Below are 18,763 nucleotides of genomic sequence, written 5' to 3'. Positions count from 1 at the left end.
AACCCCGACGGCATGGAGTCAAGGTTTTTCTTCCAGCGTATGGCTTTAAACGCAGGGCGCAGCCCGGGTGGTTTTTCTTCCCTCTTCAAGGCGCGTAGCGCCGTTCTTCCTTCTTTACTCGTTCGAAGACGCATAGCGCCGTTCTTCCTTCTTCACTCGTACGAAAGCGCATAGCGCCGTTCTTCCCTCTTCAGCTTGCGGGCTTCCACCACAACCCCAGGGCGTGCAGCAGCAAGCCCAGGGTGGCGCCGTGAGAGAGCAGCAAGGGCCAGCCGCTCCAGGCGCCGAAGAGCGCGTGCCATAGCCCCATGATGACAATACCGCCGATCATCAGGGCCGCGAGTCGCCGGATCAGTACCTTCAGATTGTCACGCCACTCACTCGCCAGCTGCCACCAGTGGAAGAATGCGAGGGCAGCCACGGCGATGCCGCCGAACGACAGCATGATCAGGTGGGTGTCGTGCCCGTCCAGATAATAACGCGGCGCACTGGCCAGCATCAGCACCAGGAGGCCGACCAGCAGGCTGCACCGCGCGGATGAGGCGTGCATGGTCAGGCAACCTTGAGCTGCTGGGACTCGATCCACTCATCGACCCAGGGCAAGGCCTCGTCGTCGGCCATGAAGGTTTCCATGGCATCGATCTCGAGTCGCTCGCCCAATCGTTGGGCGCCCTGCTCCTGCAGCAGCTCGTCGAGGTGACGACCGGCACCGCAGTAGGAATCCACGTAGGAGCTGTCGCCCAGCGCAATCAGGCCATAGCGCAGGCCGGCGAGGCCGGGACTCTTGGCCTGAAGATCACGCACGAAGGCCACCAGGTTGCCCGGGAAGTCCCCGCTCCCCGTGCTCGAGGTACAGAAGAGTGCCAGGTCGGTCGGTGATTCGATCAGGTCGTTCAGCGTCGGCTGATCGAAGATCGCTACCTCGTAACCCGCCTGCTCGAACAAGGGCGCAACCTGCTCGGCGACGTCCAGTGAACCGCCGTAGACGGTTCCCACGAAAATCTTGAGTTTCGGCATGTCATGATTTTTCACTGAAAAGTTCATCATGATCCTAACATCTGAAGCCTTGCGCCGCACGCCGCCCTGCTCGTCCATGACGGGATGCCGACAGCCAAACGCAAGGCGCCACCCGGCGCGAACGCAGGGTGGCGCATGTTGCCGGGGCCGGAGGGCCGGGCCGATCAATCACTGTCGCCGGTATAGGCCTCTACCTGGGTCTTGAGCTTCTGGCCCGGACGGAAGGTAACCACGCGCCGGGCGGAAATCGGTATCTCCTCTCCCGTCTTGGGATTGCGGCCCGGCCGTTCACGCTTGTCGCGCAGGTCGAAATTGCCGAATCCCGACAACTTGACCTGCTCGTTCTCGCGCAGGCAACCGCGAATCTCCTCGAAGAAGGACTCCACCATGGACTTGGCCTCACGCTTGGAGAGACCGAGTTCAGTGTGCAAGTGTTCCGCCAGTTCAGCCTTGGTCAACGCCCCCATGCCGCTTTCCTCACGCTTTGTCGATCGATCCGGAGCCAACACCGAAAGTCGCTTCACAAGAGTCAGCCACGCAGCTCGGCCCCCAGGTTCGAACGCGACGCTTCGACTATGGAATCGACCAACTGGTTGATTTCATCGTCATTAAGCGTGCGCGAAGGATGCTGCCAGGTCAAGCCCAGGGCGATACTCTTGCGCCCTTCGGGGACTCCCTTGCCCTGATAGACGTCGAAGAGATGTGCGTCCACCAGCCATTCCCCGGCCTGAGCATGGAGGATATCCAGCAGAGCCTGAACCGGCTGACCGGCATCGACCAGGAAGGCCAGGTCGCGACGCACTTCCGGATAACGGGACAGTGGCTTGAAGGCCGGGACATGCCCCTGACTCAGGGCCTCGATCTGCACTTCGAACAGCAGCGTTTCGGTCTTGAGGCCCAGTTGCGCCCGCACGGCCGGGTGCAGCTTGCCGATCCAGCCGACTTCCTGCCCCTGCCGCAGAACACGCGCCGATTGGCCCGGATGAAGTGATGGATGAGTGGCCGCTTCGAAGGACCAGGCAGCGGCGTCGTCCCCCAGAGCGATCAGGCTTTCCAGATCGCCCTTGAGGTCGAAGAAGTCGACATCCTGGTTGCCACTGCTCCAGCCTTCGGGTTCACGCGAGCCACAGACCAGGGCCCCGAGCATGGGAATCTGCTCCAGCTCATCGAGCCTGCCGCGAAACACCAGACCGGTCTCGAACAGGCGCACACGCGACTGCTGACGGTTGAGATTGTGTTCGAGGGCACGAATCAGGCCCGGGAAGAGACTCGCCCGCATCACCGAGAGATCACTGGAGATGGGGTTGGCGAGTTCCGGGGACTCGGCTCCCGGCAGCAGCGTCTGCTGCAGCTCGGGAGCAACGAAGCTGTAGGTCACGGCCTCGAAGTAGCCCCGCGATACCATGCGGTTGCGCAACGCGGCCAGCGGACGACGCGCCTCGTTGTCCGGACGCGGGCCCAGGTGTGCACGCGGATGACGCGCCGGCAAGCGGTTGTAGCCATGGATACGCGCGACTTCCTCGATCAGGTCTTCCTCGATGGCGATATCGAAACGCCAGCTGGGAATACCGGCCCGCCAGCCCTGCTCGACTTCGACCACCGCCATGCCCAGCCTTTCGAGAATTTCGCTGACCTCGTCATCGGCCAGGACCTTGTCGAGGGCCTGATCGAGGCGCGAACGGCGCAACACCACGGCTTCGTGCGGGGCACTGCCCGATGCAGTCGCCGAGACCTCGGTCAGCGGCCCGGGCCGACCACCGGTGATGTCCCGCAACAATGCAGTGGCGCGTTCGGCGGCCTGGCGGACTAGCTCGGGGTCGACGCCGCGCTCGAAGCGGTGCGACGCATCGGTGTGCAGACCATAGTTACGCGCCTGACCGGCGACGGCCAAGGGTGAGAAATGGGCTGCCTCGAGAAAGATATCGCGGGTATCGGTGCTGACGCCCGAGTGCTCGCCGCCCATGACCCCGGCGATCGCCAAGGGCCCGCTGCTATCGGCGATGAGCAAGGTGTCCTGGCTCAATTCGACGCTCTGACCGTCGAGCAGCACCAGGGATTCGCCCTGTCGCGCACGACGCACCTCGATGGCATCACTCAGGTTGTCACGGTCGAAGGCGTGCAGGGGTTGCCCGAGCTCGAGCATCACGTAGTTGGTGATGTCGACCACGGGATCGATGGTCCGGACACCGCCGCGACGCAGCCGCTCGGCCATCCACAACGGCGTCTCGGCGGTGACATCGACGTCCTTGATGACACGTCCCAGATAACGCGGACAGCCGTCTCCATCCTCGATGCGTACCGTGAAGGTCTCGTCGTGCTCGGCAGGCACGGCCTCGAGCTCCGGTGCCTGAAGCGGCAGACGATTGAGCACGCCGACTTCGCGCGCCATGCCCTGTACGCTCAGGCAGTCGCCCCGGTTGGGCGTCAGATCGACCTCGATGGTGCTGTCGTCGAGCAACAAGTAGTCCCGAAGATCGTCGCCGACCGGTGCCGCAGCGGGCAGCACCAGAATGCCCGCGGATGTTTCGCTGTCGAGTCCCAGTTCGGAGGCAGAGCAGACCATGCCCCGCGATTCGACGCCACGCAGTTTGGCTTGCTTGATCGTGAAGCCCTTGCCATCCTCGGACGGCAGCACGGCACCGACGCGCGCGAAGGCAATCTTCTGGCCCGAGGCGACATTGGGGGCGCCGCAGACGACCTGCAGGCGCTCGACGCCATCATCCACCTGGCACACGCTGAGCTTGTCGGCATCGGGATGCGGCGCCAGCTCGACCACCTCGGCGACCACCACGCCATGGAAGGCGGCGGCCACGGGCTCGATGCCATCGACTTCGAGGCCGGCCATGGTGACTTGATCGGCCAGTTCCTGGGTCGTCAGTGCCGGAGAGACCCATTCACGCAGCCACTGTTCGGAAAATTTCATGACAAATCCTATCGCTGTGCTCTCCAGGAGTATCGCCGTCGGCGACGCGCAGACGGGCCGTCGACCATGCTCCCTGGCTGTGTGTTGGTGACAATCAGGCGAACTGCTGCAGGAAGCGCAGATCGTTGTCGAAGAACAGCCGCAGATCATTCACGCCATAGCGCAGCATGGCCAGGCGCTCGGCGCCCATGCCAAAGGCAAAGCCGGTGTAACGTTCACTGTCGATGCCGGAATGCCGGAACACTTCAGGGTGCACCATGCCGCAGCCCATGACTTCCAGCCAGCCGCTCTGGGAACAGACCCGGCAACCGTTGCCATCGCACATCACGCACTCTATATCGACCTCGGCGGATGGCTCGGTAAACGGAAAATAGGAGGGACGGAAACGCACGGCCAGATCCTCCCGCTCGAAAAAGGCGTGCAGGAAATCCTGGATGGTGCCCTTGAGATCCGAGAAGCGCACGTCCTCGTCGACCAGCAGGCCTTCTACCTGATGAAACATCGGGGTATGGGTCAGGTCGGAATCACTGCGGTAGACGCGGCCGGGACAGACGATACGAATGGGGGGCTCGCCGCTTTTCATGGTCCGCACCTGCACCGGCGAGGTATGCGTGCGCAGCAGGCGGCTGGCATCGAAATAGAACGTATCGGCCATGCCCCGGGCCGGGTGATGCGCCGGGATATTGAGGGCTTCGAAGTTGTGGTAGTCATCCTCGATTTCCGGACCGACCGCCACATCATAACCGACGTGCGTAAAGAGCCCCTCGATGCGCTCCAGGGTCCGCGTGACCGGGTGCAGTCCACCCCCGGGCTGGCCACGCCCCGGCAGCGTGACATCGACTTGTTCCGCACTCAGACGGGCTTCCAGCGCCGCCTTCTCGAGCGTCTGCTTGCGCTCATCGAGTTCAGCGGCCAGCGCCTGCTTGGCCTGATTGATTCGCTCCCCTGCGGCCGGGCGTTCGTCCGCGGGCAACTGGCCAAGCCCCTTGAGCAGCGCGGTGATCTCGCCCTTCTTGCCGAGGTAGTGGACACGCAGTTCTTCCAGTGCCGTCATCGTGTCGGCGGCCTGAATGGCGTCGCGGGCCTCGGCGACCAATTTGGGAAGGTGGTCCATCCGTTGATGCTCCATATCTTGGACCCGGCAGGGCGGCAGCTTCCAGGCGACACATGGTGGGGCTCATCGCTGCCGGGTGTGACATGCAAAAAAACAGGGGAAGAGCGGCTGCTCTTCCCCTGTGACGATCATCGGGGCGGCACTGAGCGTGTCAGCTCGCGCACCCTCTCGACCCTCTTTACTGGGCAGCCTTGGCCTTCTCGACGATGGCAGCAAAGGCTGCCTTCTCGTTGACGGCCAGGTCGGCCAGCACCTTGCGGTCGATCTCGATCCCGGCCTTTTTCAGACCACCGACAAAACGGCTGTAGGACAGGCCGTGCTGACGAGCACCGGCGTTGATGCGCTGGATCCACAGGGCACGGAACTGACGCTTGCGCTGGCGACGGTCACGATAGGCATACTGACCGGCCTTGATCACGGCCTGTTTGGCGACGCGGAAGACGCGCGAACGGGCACCGTAATAGCCCTTGGCCTGCTTGAGGATCTTCTTGTGACGACGACGCGCGACGACACCACGCTTGACACGAGTCATGGCTTACTCCTGACGTTGAAAGTTGGCAACCAAGGGTTACAGGTTCGGCAGCATGCGCTGCACGAGCGGCTTGTCGGCGTCGTGGATCTGCTTCATACCGCGCAGATGACGCTTACGCTTGGTCGACTTCTTGGTCAGGATGTGGCTACGGAACGACTGCTTGTGCTTGAAGCCGTTGGCCGTCTTCTTGAAGCGCTTGGCTGCGCCGCTGTTGCCTTTGATTTTCGGCATGAGATGAGCTCCGCTCGAGATTGTTAAGAAAACCCGGGGCCGAAGACGAGCCGCCAGGGCTCGCCAACCGTTTGACTGGCCGCCGAATCACTTCTTCTTGGGGGCAATGATCATGATCATCTGCCGACCTTCCATCTTGGGGAAGGATTCGACAGTGCCGATCTCTTCGAGATCGGCGGCAATGCGTTCCATGAGCTTGCGACCGATGTCCTGGTGGGCCATCTCGCGACCACGGAAGCGCAAGGTGACCTTGCCCTTGTCGCCACCTTCGAGGAATCGTGTCAGGTTCTTCAGCTTGACCTGATAGTCACCCTCGTCGGTGCCAGGCCGGAACTTGACTTCCTTGACCTGGATCTGCTTCTGCTTCTTCTTCTGAGCCGCCTTCTGCTTCTTCTGCTCGAAGACGAACTTGCCGTAATCCATGATCTTGCAGACGATCGGATCGGCATTGGAAATCTGCACGAGATCCAAACCAGCCGCTTCGGCACGCTCCAGCGCATCGCGCGTGGGCATGATGCCCAGCTGTTCGCCGTCGTTGTCGATCAGGCGTACCTGTTCGTCGGTGATTCGCTCGTTCATCGGCGGACGCTTTTCCTGCGGGCGTCCTCTGGGCTTGCTTCTCTTGATGGTTCCGCCTCCACTTCTGTCTTGGAAGATGTCGCTAGCACCGCTCGGCCTGTACGCGGTCGATGAAGGTATCCACCGTCATGGTGCCGAGATCCTCGCCACTTCGCGAGCGAACAGCTACCGAGTCGGCTTCGACTTCCTTATCTCCCACCACCAGGAGATAGGGGACCTTCTGCAACGTATGCTCGCGGATTTTAAAGCCGATCTTCTCATTCCTCAAGTCTGCCTTGACTCGCAGCCCCATTTTCTGCAAACGGCGCTCCAGAGAAGTGACATAATCGCGCTGTGAATCGGTGATGTTCAGGATCACCGCCTGTTGGGGAGCCAGCCATAGCGGCATGGCACCTGCGTACTGCTCGATCAGTATACCAAGGAAGCGCTCGAAGGAGCCAAGAATCGCCCGATGCAGCATGACCGGCGTCTTGCGCTCGCCATCCTCATCGACGAATTGCGCGCCCAGGCGACCCGGCAGATTGAAGTCCAGCTGCAGGGTACCGCACTGCCAGACACGATTCAGGCAGTCGCGCAGCGAGAACTCGATCTTGGGGCCATAGAAGGCGCCCTCGCCCGGCTGCAGCTCCCAATCGAGCCCGGTCGTGTCGAGCGCCGCCTCGAGACCCGCCTCGGCACGATCCCAGAGGGCCGGCTCACCCATGAAGCCTTCAGGGCGCGTGGACAACTTGAGCTCGACGTCTTCGAACCCCAGGTCCTTGTAGGCCTTCAGCGTCAGGGCGATGAAGGCCTCGGCTTCCGACTGAATCTGCCCTTCGGTGCAGAAGATATGCGCATCGTCCTGCGTGAAGCTGCGCACCCGCATCAGGCCGTGCAGCGAGCCGGACGGCTCGTTGCGGTGGCAACTGCCGAATTCGGCGAGACGCAACGGCAGGTCACGGTAGCTCTTCAGGCCCTGATTGAACACCTGAACGTGACAGGGGCAATTCATCGGCTTGACGGCATACTCGCGTTTTTCCGACTCGGTGGTGAACATCAGGTCACTGTAGTGTCCCCAGTGGCCGGATGCCTTCCACAGCGAGAGATCGACCACCTGGGGCGTCTTGATCTCCTGATAGCCATTGTCGATCTGCAGCTGGCGCATGTACTGCTCGAGCGCCTGATAGATGGTCCACCCATTGGGATGCCAGAAGACCATTCCCGGCGCTTCTTCCTGCAGATGAAACAGATCCATCTTCCTGGCGAGCTTGCGATGGTCGCGCTTTTCGGCTTCCTCGAGTCGCTTGAGATATGCCTTGAGCTGCTTCTTGTCACTCCAGGCCGTGCCATAGATACGGGTCAACATGGGACGTTCGGCGTCGCCACGCCAGTAGGCACCGGCCAGCTTGGTCAACTTGAACGCCTTGAGGTGACGGGTGTTGGGGACATGGGGCCCCCGGCACATGTCGATGTATTCCTGATGGTGATAGAGACGAATGGTCTCGCCTTCGGGAATTTCCGCCACCAACTCCTGCTTGTACGTCTCGTCACGTTGCTGGAAGGTTGCCATGGCCTTGTCACGTTCGACGTATTCACGCACAACATCGTAGCCGGAGTCGATCAGCGCCACCATGCGGGCTTCGATGGCCTCGAGATCGTCTGGCGTCACGGAACGCCCGAAATCGATATCATAATAGAAGCCGTCATCGATCACCGGCCCGATGGCCATCCTGGCGTCGGGATACAATTGCTTGACGGCATGACCGACCAGGTGAGCACAGGTGTGGCGGATGATCTCGAGCCCTTCGGGATCACGCGCCGTGATGATGGCGGCACTGGCATCCTGGGTGATGACATCGGCGGCATCCACCAGCTGGCCATCGATACGACCGGCGATACACGCCTTGGCCAGTCCAGTTCCGATGCTCTCGGCCAGTTGCATGATGGAAAGGGGTTCGTCGAAGGACCTCTGACTGCCGTCCGGAAGAGTGACGATGGGCATGTTGAAACGATTCCTTGAGCGCAGTGGTGATCCATACCAGGGATCACGTGTCGCGATGGTGAGTTACCTGAAAAGCACTGTGAGAAGGCACAACAGCCTACCAGACGCCCCAGGGTCGGCGCCATGGCGCAAGGCTGCAAAAAAAAGGCGCCCGAAGGCGCCTTTGTTCGTCGTCAAATGACTCGGCCAGTGGCCGAGCCAGTTGGGGACGGCTCAGCCGTGGATCATTGCTGCCACTCGCCAAGCTCGACACGACGGTTCTCGGCACGACCAGCCTCGGTCTCGTTGGTCGCAACCGGCTGCTTCTCACCGAAACCGATGGTCTTCATGCGATTGGAAGCGACGCCCTGGTTGGACAGGAAATCCGCCACGGAGTCGGCACGACGCTGGGAAAGATCCATGTTGTAGCCGGCGGAACCGATGGAGTCGGTGTGACCTTCGATGCGCACGCGAACGCTGTCGTTGGAACGCAGCTTGGAAGCCACGTCAGACAGCACGGATTCGGCGCCCATGGTCAACTTGGCGGAATCGAACTCGAAGTTGACGTCCTGCAGGACCAGATCCTGAACGCAGCCGAGCGCATTGACCTCGGCACCGGCCGGAGTACCCGGGCACTGGTCCTGATAGTCCGGCACGCCGTCACCATCGGAGTCCAGCGGGCAACCCACTGCATCGACGGCAACGCCCGCCGGCGTTCCAGGGCACTCATCCTGATCATCCGGCACGCCGTCGCCATCGCTGTCGCCTACCGGCGCTTTGCCCTTGTTGGGCTCGGCACACAGCAGTGCGGCAGCAGTTGCACCGACAGTACCACCGATGTAGGCGCCAGTATCTTCCTCGTCTTCATTCATGGACGCATAACCGATACCGCCGCCGATCAGGCCACCGGCAACGCTGCACACGGCAGGATGCTTGTACCAGGCACGATCGGAAGCTGAGCTGTCGCCCATGCCGGAGGATTGAGAAGCCGAGCTGGCACAGCCGGAGAGGCCGACAACCAGAGCGGAACCTAACAACAAGCCAGTCGTTGATTTTTTCATGTAAGACTCCTTCTTGACACAAATCTAGCGGGGCCAGCATAGGCTTAGCCATCCAGCCAGTTCATTGGTATGGCTAACCGAGGACGGTTTTACCCGTCCACACTGAACAAGAAAGCATGTTACTGCCAACTCGGCCAGTCAAACATACAGATGACTGTGACTCCATCCGTTTTCCTAGCCATCTACGTCGCGATTAGCAGCTTGCCGGAGACCGAGCCACCTTTCAATCGCAAAACGCAGATAAAAGTGTAATAGATTGTTTTGCCGAGGTCATTCAATTCACTGCAAGGTATCCGGCCAGTGCCCTCGGCACGCGACTACCCTGGCGGCGGATTCCATGACGGCATCGCGCCATTCCTTCTCCACCTTCCAGCGCTCCCGATCCTCACGGAAGCGCTCCTTTGGCGTCAATGCCTGGCGAGCGGAGTGGGTGTGCAGATGCCGGGTACGCTCGTGAACTTCGGTGAACGCGGCAAATTCAGGGCGCGAGGACAGGGAACTGTCGAGGATGTCCAGCAGCGTTTTGCAGCGCCAGGCACCTTCGGTAATATCCACCTGCCCCTGCTGCAAGGCAGTAGCGACCATCTCGAGATTTTCCACGCAATTGTCGTGCGCACGGCGCAACTCGTCCTGGCGAAAGGCTTCTCGTCGACGCACCTCACGCCACAATTTAACGGCATAGCAACCCAGTACGGCGACGGCTGCCAGGGCCAGGCCCAAGAGGACCAGCGCGGTGGTATTCGTCATGAATCATGTCTCGCTTCAACGGAAAACGCATATGTCATCACATTCTACTCCCTCCGCAGAGACCTGACCAAAGATGGCCGAACCGCTCCGATCGCCGATCAGAACACAAGCGCAGGAATCGACCCGTCCACCCGGCATCAGCCATGGTGTATCCTTCTCGTTCCCCACGGCTCCCTGGAGTCCTGCCCCAGCGGTATCAGCGCCCGAGCTTGCGGAACTGAGGTGACCGCTTCTGCCGTGAGGCGCCACTCCCATATAGCGAGCAACCCGAGCAGCATTACCAGGGCCGCCCCCGCCGTATGCAGGAGCCCCAGCCAGGCCGGCATCCACAAAAGCACATTGGACGCCCCGAGTGCGGACTGACCGATGCAGGCCCCGAGCATGGCCACTATCCGGTTGCGGATGGCGCGCTGGTGTCGACAGCGTATCGCCAGCGCCACCAGGCTCAACAGCAAGGCCGCTCCCCCCAGGCGATGAGCGAACTGGATCGCCGTGCGGGCTTCACCATGCAACTTGCCATGCAGATACTCCGGTCCGACGGTCTGCGTCAGATGAAACCCCTCACCCCAATCGACACTCGGCCACCACTGGGCGTTGCAAGCCGGAAATCCCTGGCAGGCAAGACCGGCATAGTTGCTGGATGTCCAGCCCCCGAGCGCCAGCTGAAGCACCAGCAGCCCCAGGGCGACACGCCATAACGCTGTCAGTCGGCGAGGCCGCGAAGGCGCCGGGCCCGGCTCCGGGGAGCGACGCAGGCAGAGGTGAAGCCACAGAAACAGACCCGCGACCGCCAGGCCGCCCAGCAGATGCAGAGTCACCACTTGCGGCCAAAGCTTAAGGGTGACGGTCAGGGCACCAAAGGTTCCCTGAACCAGCACGACACACAGCAGAGCGAGGGACAAACGCCACGGATACCCCGCCAGCCTCCTGAGACGTCTGCCCAGCAGGACCGTCAGGACCACAACCAGCCCCAGCAGGGTTGCCAGGTATCGATGCAACATTTCCATCCAGGCCTTGGCGGCATCGAACCCCGCCCCGGGAGAATGTGCTTGCGCCACATCCACATGCGGCACCGACCAGTGTCCGTAGCAGCCTGGCCAGTCCGGGCATCCCAGGCCGGCATCGACGAGTCGCGTCCAGGCACCGGCCAGTACCACCAGCATAGACAGCAACATGCCGAGCAGACTCAACCAGCACAATAGGCGCTGCCTGGTCAGCATTGGTGTCCCCTGTTGCCCGGTGATGGCCATGCGCTCGCCCTCCGTTCAGGTTCAGGCTTCATCCCGAAGCGCCATGGGTGGCTCAGGATTGAGTTCCAGCAGGTGCTCGATATCCTCCAGCACATGCGACGCCTCGGCTCCCTGGCCATAACTGAGCACCGTCCTGCCTTCGGGATCGAGGAGCCACAGATCTCCCGGCTGAGCCCAGTCGGGACGCGCCTCCCAGCCCACGACACTCTCGCCGGGCAAGGCCGCTCCCGGCACTCCGCCGATACGCAGACGGCTGACACGATGGGCATCACGCCCCAGGGCACGATGCACGCGCCACCAGCGGTCGGCCGCTGCGTCACAGGGCGCACGACAATCGAAGGCCATGAGCCAGTCATCGAGGCCCTGCTGGTCGGTCCCACTCAGCGGCCAGTCGCTCATCATCGGCAGGTCGGCGTGCAAACGACCATGGGCCGTGCGTTCATCCGGAATCCACAGCCGCCATTCGACCATGGCCCAGGCCATGGCCATCGGCATGGCAAATACAGCGAAGAGTGCCAACAGCTTGAAACGCCCCCGGGCGTCCGGACCCTTGAACATCAGGAAGCCTCCCTGTCGGCCCTCAGGCGGCGCGCGCCGAGGGTCATTATCACCAGCGCTGCCACGGCCAGCCCCCACCACTGAAACGCATAGGCCTGATGACGTGACGGTGGCAGTACATTGGGTTGCCACCAGGCTTGCAACTGCCCATTACCGGCGGTCTGGTGCAGCCACCCGGAATGGGCAAAGCGGCCCAGGGATGACCAGGCCTCCAGTTCGATGCGCTGAAGGCGCTGGCCTTCCCGATTGGGGCCGAACAATGGCGGAGACTCGCCGGCCGACTCCCAACGGCCTTCCACCCTCACTTTACCCGCGGGTGTGTCGACCCGCGGAGTGTCACGACTCGGCCCGGTGGCGAGAAAGCCCCGCTCCACCAACCACAAGCGGCCATCCTCGCCTCGCAAGGGCGTCAAGGCAGCTACCCCCAATTGCCTGTCATGGGTACGGTTGTCCAGAAACAGCGTGCGACTGGCAAGGAACTCCCCCTTGACCGTCAACCGCGCCCCTGCGGGCGGCGACTGTTGCGGAGACATCAAGCTCGGGGCCGATGCGAAACTCGCCAGCAACTCTCGCTTGTCGCCTGCACGCTCCCACTGCCATAGTCCGAGTATCACGCCGATCACCACCAGACACCCCCATAGGCCAAACCACAGCATCAAGCGACGACGCCAGCGACCAGCAGCCCAATATCTCGCCCGGGAGTTACGCATGTTACTCAAGACCCTTATCGTGCTCGTCTTCATCGCCATGCTGGCCAGTCTGGCGGCCGGGGCCGGCTGGCTGCTCAAGGATGGCGGCCGCTCGCGGGGTGTGCTCATCTCCCTGAAGCTTCGGGTGCTGCTGGCGACCCTGCTGCTGGCCCTGCTGCTGTACGGCTTCTTCACCGGCCACCTTGGGCATTGAACAGCCCCCGCCTACCGGGCGCAGACCGGCGCTAGAAGACATACACAAAGAGAAAGAGCCCGATCCACACCACGTCCACGAAATGCCAGTACCAGGCCGCTGCCTCGAAGCCGAACTGGTTGTCCGGCGCAAAGTGCCCCCGATACACCCTGACCAGCATGACCATCAGGATCACGCTGCCAATGATCACGTGGGCGCCATGGAAGCCGGTCAACAGGAAGAAGGTGGCACCATAGATCCCGGCCTGCAGGGTAATGCCGTAATGCAGATAGGCCTCGCGATACTCGACTCCCTGAATGGCAATGAAACAGATGCCGAGCAGCACGGTCAGCCCGAGCCAGTGCCGCACCACCCGCCGGTGCCCTTCCTTGAGGCCTTCGTGCGCCACTGTCAGGGTGATGCTCGACCCCACGAGGATGAGCGTATTGACCAGTGGCAAGTGCCAGGGGCTCAAGGTGGCCGAGGGTCCCTGAACGTTGTCCCCCGGCGGCTCGAGCAATGGCCAGCTGGCATTGAAATCCGGCCACAACAGGGCCGCCACTCCTTTGGCCCCTTCACCATCCAGCCAAGGCAGAGCGAAGGTGCGAACATAGAAGAGTGTCCCGAAGAAGGCGGCGAAGAACATCACCTCGGAAAAGATGAACCAGCCCATGCCCCAGCGGAACGAGCGGTCCATCTGGTTATCGTAAAGTCCCTGGCGCGACTCCAGGACGACATCGCGAAACCACAACGCCATCACCAGCACAATCCCGGCAAGTCCCACCAGCATGACCGGCATCCCGGCCCTTCCATACACCAGCACCAGTCCGGTGCCGAGCATCATGGCCCCCAGGCCGATACACGCTAGAATCGGCCACTTGCTGGATGCGGGCACGTAATAGCTGCCACCGCTCATGTTTCACCTCCCGGCTGCTGGGACGCGCGGCTGCGCGACAAGCTGACCCGCTGTTCATAGAGGGTATAGACCAGGGTCACTGTCTTGACGTCCTCCGGCAGATCTCGGGTCAACTGAAAAACCAGTGGCGCTTCGAAGCGCTCGCCGGCCGCCAAGCGCTGGTTCTCGAAGCAGAAACAGGCCAGCTTGCGTAGATGCAAGGAAGCCTCGGAGGGCGATACACTGGGGACTGCCCTGGCCACATAGGCCCGGTCGCCCAGGTTCCGGAATGTAAAATGCACTTCTGCACTCTGCCCGGGGTGCAGGCGTAGCTGGCGAGTTTCGGCGCTCAATGACCAAGGCAATCCCTTACTGGCGCGCGTAATGAACTGCATGGTGACCAGGCGACTCTGGTCGGCGGACTCGGCCGACAAGGACTGAGCCTGACTCGACGTCTTGCCATTCAGCCCGGTGACCTCGCAGAAAACGTCATAGAGCGGCACCAGTGCGACGGAAAAGAGGCACATCGCGGCCAGTACCACCAGGGTTCGCGCCACCGTGCGGTTAACGGCTCTGCGCCTGTCATCCAGAAACTGGCTGCTCATCCGGTCCTCCGTCTCCTGCCCTCAATGCCGATGCGGCGTGAAATCCGGCGGTGTCTCGAAAGTATGCAAGGGAGCCGGACTGGCCACCGTCCATTCGAGATCCTCGGCGCCCTCCCAGGCTTTGGCTGGCGCCTTGTTTCCGCCACGAATGCACAGCACGACCACCAGCACGAACAGCAGTTGAGAGAGGCCGAACAGGAAACCGCCGATACTGGTGACCATGTTGAAATCGGCGAACTGCAGGGCGTAATCCGGGATACGGCGCGGCATGCCCGCCAGGCCGGCGAAGTGCATGGGGAAGAACGTCAGGTTGACTCCGATGACCGATAACCAGAAATGCCACTGCGACAGACGCAGATGCGGGTAGTGCCCGGTCCACTTGGGCAGCCAGTAATAGACCGCCGCCATGATGGCGAAGACCGCTCCGGGGACCAGCACATAATGAAAGTGAGCCACTACGAAGTAGGTGTCGTGATACTGGAAATCCGCCGGCGAGATGGCCAGCATCAGACCGGAGAATCCCCCGATGGTGAACAGCACCACAAAGGCCAGGGCGAACAGCATCGGAGGCTCGAAAGTCAGGGAGCCACGAAACAGCGTCGTGATCCAGTTGAACACCTTCACCCCGGTGGGGACCGATATCAACATGGTGCTGTACATGAAAAACAGCTCCGCCGCCAGCGGCAGGCCGACCACGAACATGTGGTGGGCCCACACCAGGAAGGACAGTATGGCGATGGCAGCCGTGGCATAGACCATCGAGGCATATCCGAACAGAGGCTTGCGCGCAAAGGTCGGCAGGATTACCGAAACGATCCCGAAGGCCGGCAGGATCATGATGTAGACCTCGGGATGGCCGAAGAACCAGAACAGGTGCTGAAAGAGCACCGGGTCACCGCCACCCGCCGCATTGAAGAAACTCGTTCCAAAATGAATATCCAGCAACATCATGGTGATCACCCCGGCCAGCACCGGCATCACCGCAATCAGCAGGAAGGCGGTGATCAGCCAGGTCCAGACGAACAACGGCATGTCCATCATGCGCATGCCGGGCGTGCGCAGATTGAGGATGGTGGCGATGATATTGATCGCCCCCAGAATCGAGCTGATCCCCGCCATGTGCAGGGAAAAGATGAAAAAGGTCGTGGACGGTGGCGCATAGGTCGTCGACAGCGGCGCGTAGAAGGTCCAGCCAAAATTCGGCGCTCCCCCCGGCATGAACAGCGTGGCCAGCAACATGGTGAAGGCCACGGGCAACAACCAGAAGCTGAAGTTATTGAGCCGAGGCAGCGCCATGTCAGGCGCACCGATCTGCAGCGGGATCATCCAGTTTGCCAGGCCGACAAAGGCCGGCATGACGGCCCCGAAGACCATGATCAAGCCGTGCATGGTCGTCATCTGATTGAAGAACTCAGGCTGGATCAGCTGCAACCCCGGCTGAAAGAGTTCCGCGCGTACCACCATGGCGAAGAGGCCGCCGATGAAGAACATGGAAAGCGAAAACAGCAGATAGAGCGTGCCGATTTCCTTGTGGTTGGTCGTCAGCAACCAGCGCATCAGTCCCTTCGGTCCGGCGTAATGAGTGTCAGACACCGTGCCGGCAGTCTCGAGCTGGTGCGACTGAGCGGATGATCCGGGCGGCAAGTGCGAAGCCATGGCCTATCTCCTCGATATGCACCGCACCCTCAGGGTGCGTCGAGCAATTCGGCAATTCGGGCCGGCTGAATGGCGTCACCGGTCTCGTTGCCCCAGGCATTGCGTTCGTAGGTGATTACCGCCGCCATTTCGACGGCGTTGAGGGTGTTACGGAAAGCCGGCATGGCACTTCCCGAAACCCCGTTGACCACGGTCTCGATATGGTAGTCGACGTCATTCAGCATGGTCTGGTTGCCGGCCAGTGCCGGGAAGGCCGGTGGGCTGCCCTGACCGTCCGGTTGGTGACATGAAGCACAGATGCTGCCGTAGACCTGTTCGCCGCGCTTCATCAATTCATCGAGAGCCCACTCACGGTCGACCCCCAATGCCGCTTGCGCCGCAGCCTCCTTGCGTTCCGCCAGCCAGGTCTCGAATCGTTCCGGCTCGACCGCCTTGACGACCACCGGCATGAAGGCATGATCCCGGCCACAGAGTTCGGCGCACTGCCCCCGATAGATACCGGGCTCGTTGATGCGCACCCAGTTCTCGTTGACGAATCCCGGGACCGCGTCCTGCTTGACCGCCAGATCCGGCACCCACCAGGAGTGAATGACATCATCCGAGGTCAGCAGCAGTCGTACCTTGCGATCCACCGGCAGGACCAGCGGCTCATCAACTTCGAGCAGATAGTTATCACTCTTGGGACTCTCCCCGGTCACTTCAGAGCGCGGCGTCGCCAGGTTGGAGGTGAGGGCCAGGTCCTCGCCCAGGTAAGAATAGCGCCAACGCCATTGCTGGCCCGTGATCATCACGTCCAGATCGGCAGCGGAAGCGTCATACATCTTCTTGAGGGTCGCCGTGGCCGGTATCGCCATGGCAACCAGGATCAGGGTCGGGATCAGGGTCCAGATGACTTCTACGGTGGTGTGCTCGTGGAAACTGGCTGCCCTGGCCCCTCGTGACCGGCGATAACGGAACACCGAATAGAAGAGCGCGCCGAAGACGACAACACCTATCGCCACACAGATCCAGAAGATGATCATGTGCAGTGAATGAATCTCGCGACTGACATCCGTGACACCGACCGGCATGTTCCAGTCGATGGCCAGCACGCTTTGGGGCAGCCCCAGACAACCCAGCGTCGTGGGCCACACGTACCGAATGCGCATGGCCTCCTCCCGATATCTTGTTGTTTTACTGGTTGCTACGTTTTCCTGCTTTCCACTGTCAGGAGTATAGAAGAGCCTGGGGTTTCGTCACGCTCCAATCGCAATCGATTGAGCGGTCCACGATAGGGAATACTTCAGCCGAGACCGAGAAGCCCCGTGATGAGCGGCAACAGAAAAGCGGTGAGCAGCCCGGTCAGCCCCATGGAGAGTCCGGAAAAAGCCCCGGCCACTGCCCCTAGACGAGCAAAGCAATGCGCCGTGCCGAAGCCATGGGCCGCAAGCCCCATGGTGAAGCCTTGCACTGCCGGGTCGCGAATGCCGAGCAAGCGAAAGATGCCCGGCCCCAGCGCACAGCCTATCGACCCGGTCAGCAATACCAGCCCCGCCGCCAGCGACGGTATGCCCCCGATCTGCTCGGCGATGCCCATGGCAATGGGCGACGTGACCGAACGCGGCGCCAGAGACATCAGCGTCTCCTGGCTGACGCCCAGCAGGATGGCAATGCCGAGGGTGCTGGTCACGGCCGTGAATATCCCGGCGACACAGGCCACGACGAGTGGCCAGAGCAGCCGCCTTACCCGCTCGCGATGATCGTATAGCGGTATCGCCAGGGCTACCGTGGCTGGCCCGAGCAGGAAGTGAATGAACTGGGCACCCTCGAAGTAGCTGGGGTAATCCATGTCCACCAGCAGCAGGAATCCAATGAGGATGGCGATTGCCAGGGTGACGGGATGCAGCCATGGCGTCCCGCCCACCAGGCGGTTGATGCGAACCGCCAGCGCAAAGGCGACCAGAGTTGCCAGCAGCGACAGCAAGGGGCTGCCGGACAGGTAGACCCAGAGGGTGTCCAGGGCCGGAACCTTCATTGATCGCCCCTCTCATGACGCTCCACACCGAAGCGGCGTTGCATCCGGGCCAATACCCAGGCTGTCACCGCCAGGGTCAGTGCCGTCGAGCCGACCAGCGTCGGCACGATGGCCAGCAACTCCTCGCCGATCAGCGCACCATGCACCATCAAGCCCACCCCGGCAGGCACGAACAGCAGCGTCAGGTACCGCAGCAGCCCCTCGCCCGCCAGCCGCAAGCTGTCGGGCACGCCGCCGCGCACCAACAGACCGACCAGCAGAATCACCATGCCCAGGACCGGTCCCGGCACGGGCAGCGACAAGCCCCGCGCCACCAGCTCGCCCAGCATCTGGCATGCCAGAAGCATGCTCATCCCCATGACCAACGGCATTCTCGCCTCCCGGTGTAGTGTCTGATGAGTGATAAACCATGAGCGCTAGTGTGGCAGAGCCGGGGCTACGACTCCCAGCTCTCAAGCACCTGAAAAAGAAGCGCAAAAGGGGCTTTTCATTTGGTCATTAACGCGCTAGTATACGCCTCGTTCTCGGGCAAGTCCGGGACCATCATCGGAGCGTGGCGCAGCTTGGTAGCGCGTCGCAATGGGGTTGCGAAGGTCGCTGGTTCGAATCCAGTCGCTCCGACCAGAATCCTGAAAACCGCCACTGACGGGTCATGCCGGGTGGCGGTTTTTTGTATGTCGCCTGCGGCTCGTCGACCATGCACCGCTGTGGCCTGATCGCTTCGACCAATGTGCCAGCG

At 61.8% G+C, this 18,763-nt stretch carries 21 protein-coding genes and 1 tRNA gene; 2 read left to right on the top strand and 20 right to left on the bottom strand.

The features are described from left to right. Positions 1–190: 190 nt before the first annotated feature. The 14 genes from HHA01_RS09090 to HHA01_RS09025 all read right to left on the bottom strand — a co-directional run bounded on the left by HHA01_RS09090 (position 191) and on the right by HHA01_RS09025 (position 12,628). Positions 191–550 carry a hypothetical protein gene (locus HHA01_RS09090; protein WP_141319915.1) on the bottom strand — a complete coding sequence of 120 codons (360 nt, stop codon included), beginning with the start codon at positions 548–550 and terminating at the stop codon, positions 191–193. A 2-nt stretch (positions 551–552) separates the two neighbouring features. After that, positions 553–1,017, bottom strand: coding sequence for a flavodoxin (locus HHA01_RS09085; RefSeq protein ID WP_141319913.1), 465 nt, complete (start codon positions 1,015–1,017; stop codon positions 553–555). Positions 1,018–1,181: 164 nt separating this feature from the next. Then, positions 1,182–1,484, bottom strand: coding sequence for an integration host factor subunit alpha (ihfA, locus tag HHA01_RS09080; RefSeq protein WP_141319911.1), 303 nt, complete (start codon positions 1,482–1,484; stop codon positions 1,182–1,184). Positions 1,485–1,546: 62 nt separating this feature from the next. After that, positions 1,547–3,940 carry a phenylalanine--tRNA ligase subunit beta gene (gene pheT / locus HHA01_RS09075; RefSeq protein WP_141319909.1) on the bottom strand — a complete coding sequence of 798 codons (2,394 nt, stop codon included), beginning with the start codon at positions 3,938–3,940 and terminating at the stop codon, positions 1,547–1,549. Between the two features lie 94 nt (positions 3,941–4,034). Then, a complete protein-coding gene (gene pheS, locus HHA01_RS09070) occupies positions 4,035–5,054 on the bottom strand; it encodes a phenylalanine--tRNA ligase subunit alpha (RefSeq protein ID WP_141319907.1) in 1,020 nt (339 codons plus the stop codon). A gap of 178 nt (positions 5,055–5,232) precedes the next feature. Continuing rightward, on the bottom strand, positions 5,233–5,586 hold the full coding sequence (rplT, locus tag HHA01_RS09065; protein ID WP_013332273.1) for a 50S ribosomal protein L20: 354 nt from the start codon (positions 5,584–5,586) through the stop codon (positions 5,233–5,235). A gap of 36 nt (positions 5,587–5,622) precedes the next feature. After that, positions 5,623–5,817, bottom strand: coding sequence for a 50S ribosomal protein L35 (rpmI, locus tag HHA01_RS09060; protein WP_141319905.1), 195 nt, complete (start codon positions 5,815–5,817; stop codon positions 5,623–5,625). 87 nt (positions 5,818–5,904) lie between these two features. Next, positions 5,905–6,444 carry a translation initiation factor IF-3 gene (gene infC, locus HHA01_RS09055; RefSeq protein WP_281285688.1) on the bottom strand — a complete coding sequence of 180 codons (540 nt, stop codon included), beginning with the start codon at positions 6,442–6,444 and terminating at the stop codon, positions 5,905–5,907. 34 nt (positions 6,445–6,478) lie between these two features. Beyond that, on the bottom strand, positions 6,479–8,377 hold the full coding sequence (gene thrS / locus HHA01_RS09050; protein ID WP_141319901.1) for a threonine--tRNA ligase: 1,899 nt from the start codon (positions 8,375–8,377) through the stop codon (positions 6,479–6,481). Positions 8,378–8,601: 224 nt separating this feature from the next. Continuing rightward, positions 8,602–9,417: an OmpA family protein gene (locus HHA01_RS09045; protein WP_141319899.1), complete on the bottom strand. Its 816-nt coding sequence runs from the start codon at positions 9,415–9,417 to the stop codon at positions 8,602–8,604. A 279-nt stretch (positions 9,418–9,696) separates the two neighbouring features. Next, complete coding sequence (locus HHA01_RS09040) at positions 9,697–10,164, bottom strand: DUF2489 domain-containing protein (protein WP_141319897.1); 468 nt, start codon at positions 10,162–10,164, stop codon at positions 9,697–9,699. Positions 10,165–10,301: 137 nt separating this feature from the next. Continuing rightward, positions 10,302–11,384, bottom strand: coding sequence for a COX15/CtaA family protein (locus HHA01_RS09035; RefSeq protein ID WP_141319895.1), 1,083 nt, complete (start codon positions 11,382–11,384; stop codon positions 10,302–10,304). Between the two features lie 51 nt (positions 11,385–11,435). Next, the gene (locus HHA01_RS09030; RefSeq protein ID WP_141319893.1) at positions 11,436–11,972 is read right to left on the bottom strand and encodes a redox-active disulfide-containing membrane protein; all 537 of its coding nucleotides are present in this window, start codon (positions 11,970–11,972) and stop codon (positions 11,436–11,438) included. Then, a complete protein-coding gene (locus tag HHA01_RS09025; RefSeq protein ID WP_246053864.1) occupies positions 11,972–12,628 on the bottom strand; it encodes an SURF1 family protein in 657 nt (218 codons plus the stop codon). Before HHA01_RS09025 ends, HHA01_RS09030 begins: the two co-directional genes overlap by 1 nt. Before the next feature lie 52 nt (positions 12,629–12,680). Here HHA01_RS09025 and HHA01_RS09020 point away from each other — a divergent pair, with 52 nt between their 5' ends. Continuing rightward, positions 12,681–12,875, top strand: coding sequence for a DUF2909 family protein (locus HHA01_RS09020; RefSeq protein WP_141319891.1), 195 nt, complete (start codon positions 12,681–12,683; stop codon positions 12,873–12,875). Positions 12,876–12,906: 31 nt separating this feature from the next. Here the strand turns inward: HHA01_RS09020 and HHA01_RS09015 are convergent, their stop codons facing one another. The 6 genes from HHA01_RS09015 to HHA01_RS08990 form a co-directional block, all read right to left on the bottom strand. Next, a complete protein-coding gene (locus tag HHA01_RS09015) occupies positions 12,907–13,770 on the bottom strand; it encodes a cytochrome c oxidase subunit 3 (protein WP_141319889.1) in 864 nt (287 codons plus the stop codon). Further along, positions 13,767–14,354 carry a cytochrome c oxidase assembly protein gene (locus HHA01_RS09010; protein ID WP_141319887.1) on the bottom strand — a complete coding sequence of 196 codons (588 nt, stop codon included), beginning with the start codon at positions 14,352–14,354 and terminating at the stop codon, positions 13,767–13,769. The genes HHA01_RS09015 and HHA01_RS09010 overlap by 4 nt, the downstream gene beginning before the upstream one ends. 21 nt (positions 14,355–14,375) lie before the next feature. After that, positions 14,376–16,010: a cytochrome c oxidase subunit I gene (ctaD, locus tag HHA01_RS09005; RefSeq protein WP_141319885.1), complete on the bottom strand. Its 1,635-nt coding sequence runs from the start codon at positions 16,008–16,010 to the stop codon at positions 14,376–14,378. Positions 16,011–16,039: 29 nt separating this feature from the next. Continuing rightward, positions 16,040–17,158, bottom strand: a complete 1,119-nt coding sequence (coxB, locus tag HHA01_RS09000; RefSeq protein WP_141319883.1) for a cytochrome c oxidase subunit II — start codon at positions 17,156–17,158, stop codon at positions 16,040–16,042. Positions 17,159–17,292: 134 nt separating this feature from the next. Next, positions 17,293–18,024 (bottom strand): LrgB family protein, encoded by a 732-nt coding sequence (locus tag HHA01_RS08995; RefSeq protein ID WP_141319881.1) that lies wholly within the window; start codon positions 18,022–18,024, stop codon positions 17,293–17,295. After that, on the bottom strand, positions 18,021–18,371 hold the full coding sequence (locus HHA01_RS08990; protein ID WP_373862941.1) for a CidA/LrgA family protein: 351 nt from the start codon (positions 18,369–18,371) through the stop codon (positions 18,021–18,023). Before HHA01_RS08990 ends, HHA01_RS08995 begins: the two co-directional genes overlap by 4 nt. 200 nt (positions 18,372–18,571) lie before the next feature. Between HHA01_RS08990 and HHA01_RS08985 the strand changes: the two genes are divergently transcribed. Then, a tRNA-Pro gene (locus tag HHA01_RS08985) sits at positions 18,572–18,648 on the top strand. Positions 18,649–18,763: the final 115 nt, after the last annotated feature.

It is taken from the genome of Halomonas halmophila, from assembly GCF_006540005.1.
GTDB classification, from domain to species: domain Bacteria; phylum Pseudomonadota; class Gammaproteobacteria; order Pseudomonadales; family Halomonadaceae; genus Halomonas; species Halomonas halmophila.
The sequence above is the reverse complement of the archived record's forward strand: the minus strand, read 5'-3'. Positions and strand labels throughout refer to the sequence as shown.

Bases quoted from the DNA above. Each gene is read 5' to 3' on its own strand.
- HHA01_RS09090 (WP_141319915.1), bottom strand. From the start codon at position 550: ATGCACGCCTCATCCGCGCGGTGCAGCCTGCTGGTCGGCCTCCTGGTG.
- HHA01_RS09085 (WP_141319913.1), bottom strand. From the start codon at position 1,017: ATGCCGAAACTCAAGATTTTCGTGGGAACCGTCTACGGCGGTTCACTG.
- ihfA (WP_141319911.1), bottom strand. From the start codon at position 1,484: ATGGGGGCGTTGACCAAGGCTGAACTGGCGGAACACTTGCACACTGAA.
- pheT (WP_141319909.1), bottom strand. From the start codon at position 3,940: ATGAAATTTTCCGAACAGTGGCTGCGTGAATGGGTCTCTCCGGCACTG.
- pheS (WP_141319907.1), bottom strand. From the start codon at position 5,054: ATGGACCACCTTCCCAAATTGGTCGCCGAGGCCCGCGACGCCATTCAG.
- rplT (WP_013332273.1), bottom strand. From the start codon at position 5,586: ATGACTCGTGTCAAGCGTGGTGTCGTCGCGCGTCGTCGTCACAAGAAG.
- rpmI (WP_141319905.1), bottom strand. From the start codon at position 5,817: ATGCCGAAAATCAAAGGCAACAGCGGCGCAGCCAAGCGCTTCAAGAAG.
- thrS (WP_141319901.1), bottom strand. From the start codon at position 8,377: ATGCCCATCGTCACTCTTCCGGACGGCAGTCAGAGGTCCTTCGACGAA.
- HHA01_RS09045 (WP_141319899.1), bottom strand. From the start codon at position 9,417: ATGAAAAAATCAACGACTGGCTTGTTGTTAGGTTCCGCTCTGGTTGTC.
- HHA01_RS09040 (WP_141319897.1), bottom strand. From the start codon at position 10,164: ATGACGAATACCACCGCGCTGGTCCTCTTGGGCCTGGCCCTGGCAGCC.
- HHA01_RS09035 (WP_141319895.1), bottom strand. From the start codon at position 11,384: ATGCTGACCAGGCAGCGCCTATTGTGCTGGTTGAGTCTGCTCGGCATG.
- HHA01_RS09030 (WP_141319893.1), bottom strand. From the start codon at position 11,972: ATGTTCAAGGGTCCGGACGCCCGGGGGCGTTTCAAGCTGTTGGCACTC.
- HHA01_RS09025 (WP_246053864.1), bottom strand. From the start codon at position 12,628: ATGCTGTGGTTTGGCCTATGGGGGTGTCTGGTGGTGATCGGCGTGATA.
- HHA01_RS09020 (WP_141319891.1), top strand. From the start codon at position 12,681: ATGTTACTCAAGACCCTTATCGTGCTCGTCTTCATCGCCATGCTGGCC.
- HHA01_RS09015 (WP_141319889.1), bottom strand. From the start codon at position 13,770: ATGAGCGGTGGCAGCTATTACGTGCCCGCATCCAGCAAGTGGCCGATT.
- HHA01_RS09010 (WP_141319887.1), bottom strand. From the start codon at position 14,354: ATGAGCAGCCAGTTTCTGGATGACAGGCGCAGAGCCGTTAACCGCACG.
- ctaD (WP_141319885.1), bottom strand. From the start codon at position 16,010: ATGGCTTCGCACTTGCCGCCCGGATCATCCGCTCAGTCGCACCAGCTC.
- coxB (WP_141319883.1), bottom strand. From the start codon at position 17,158: ATGCGCATTCGGTACGTGTGGCCCACGACGCTGGGTTGTCTGGGGCTG.
- HHA01_RS08995 (WP_141319881.1), bottom strand. From the start codon at position 18,024: ATGAAGGTTCCGGCCCTGGACACCCTCTGGGTCTACCTGTCCGGCAGC.
- HHA01_RS08990 (WP_373862941.1), bottom strand. From the start codon at position 18,371: ATGCTTCTGGCATGCCAGATGCTGGGCGAGCTGGTGGCGCGGGGCTTG.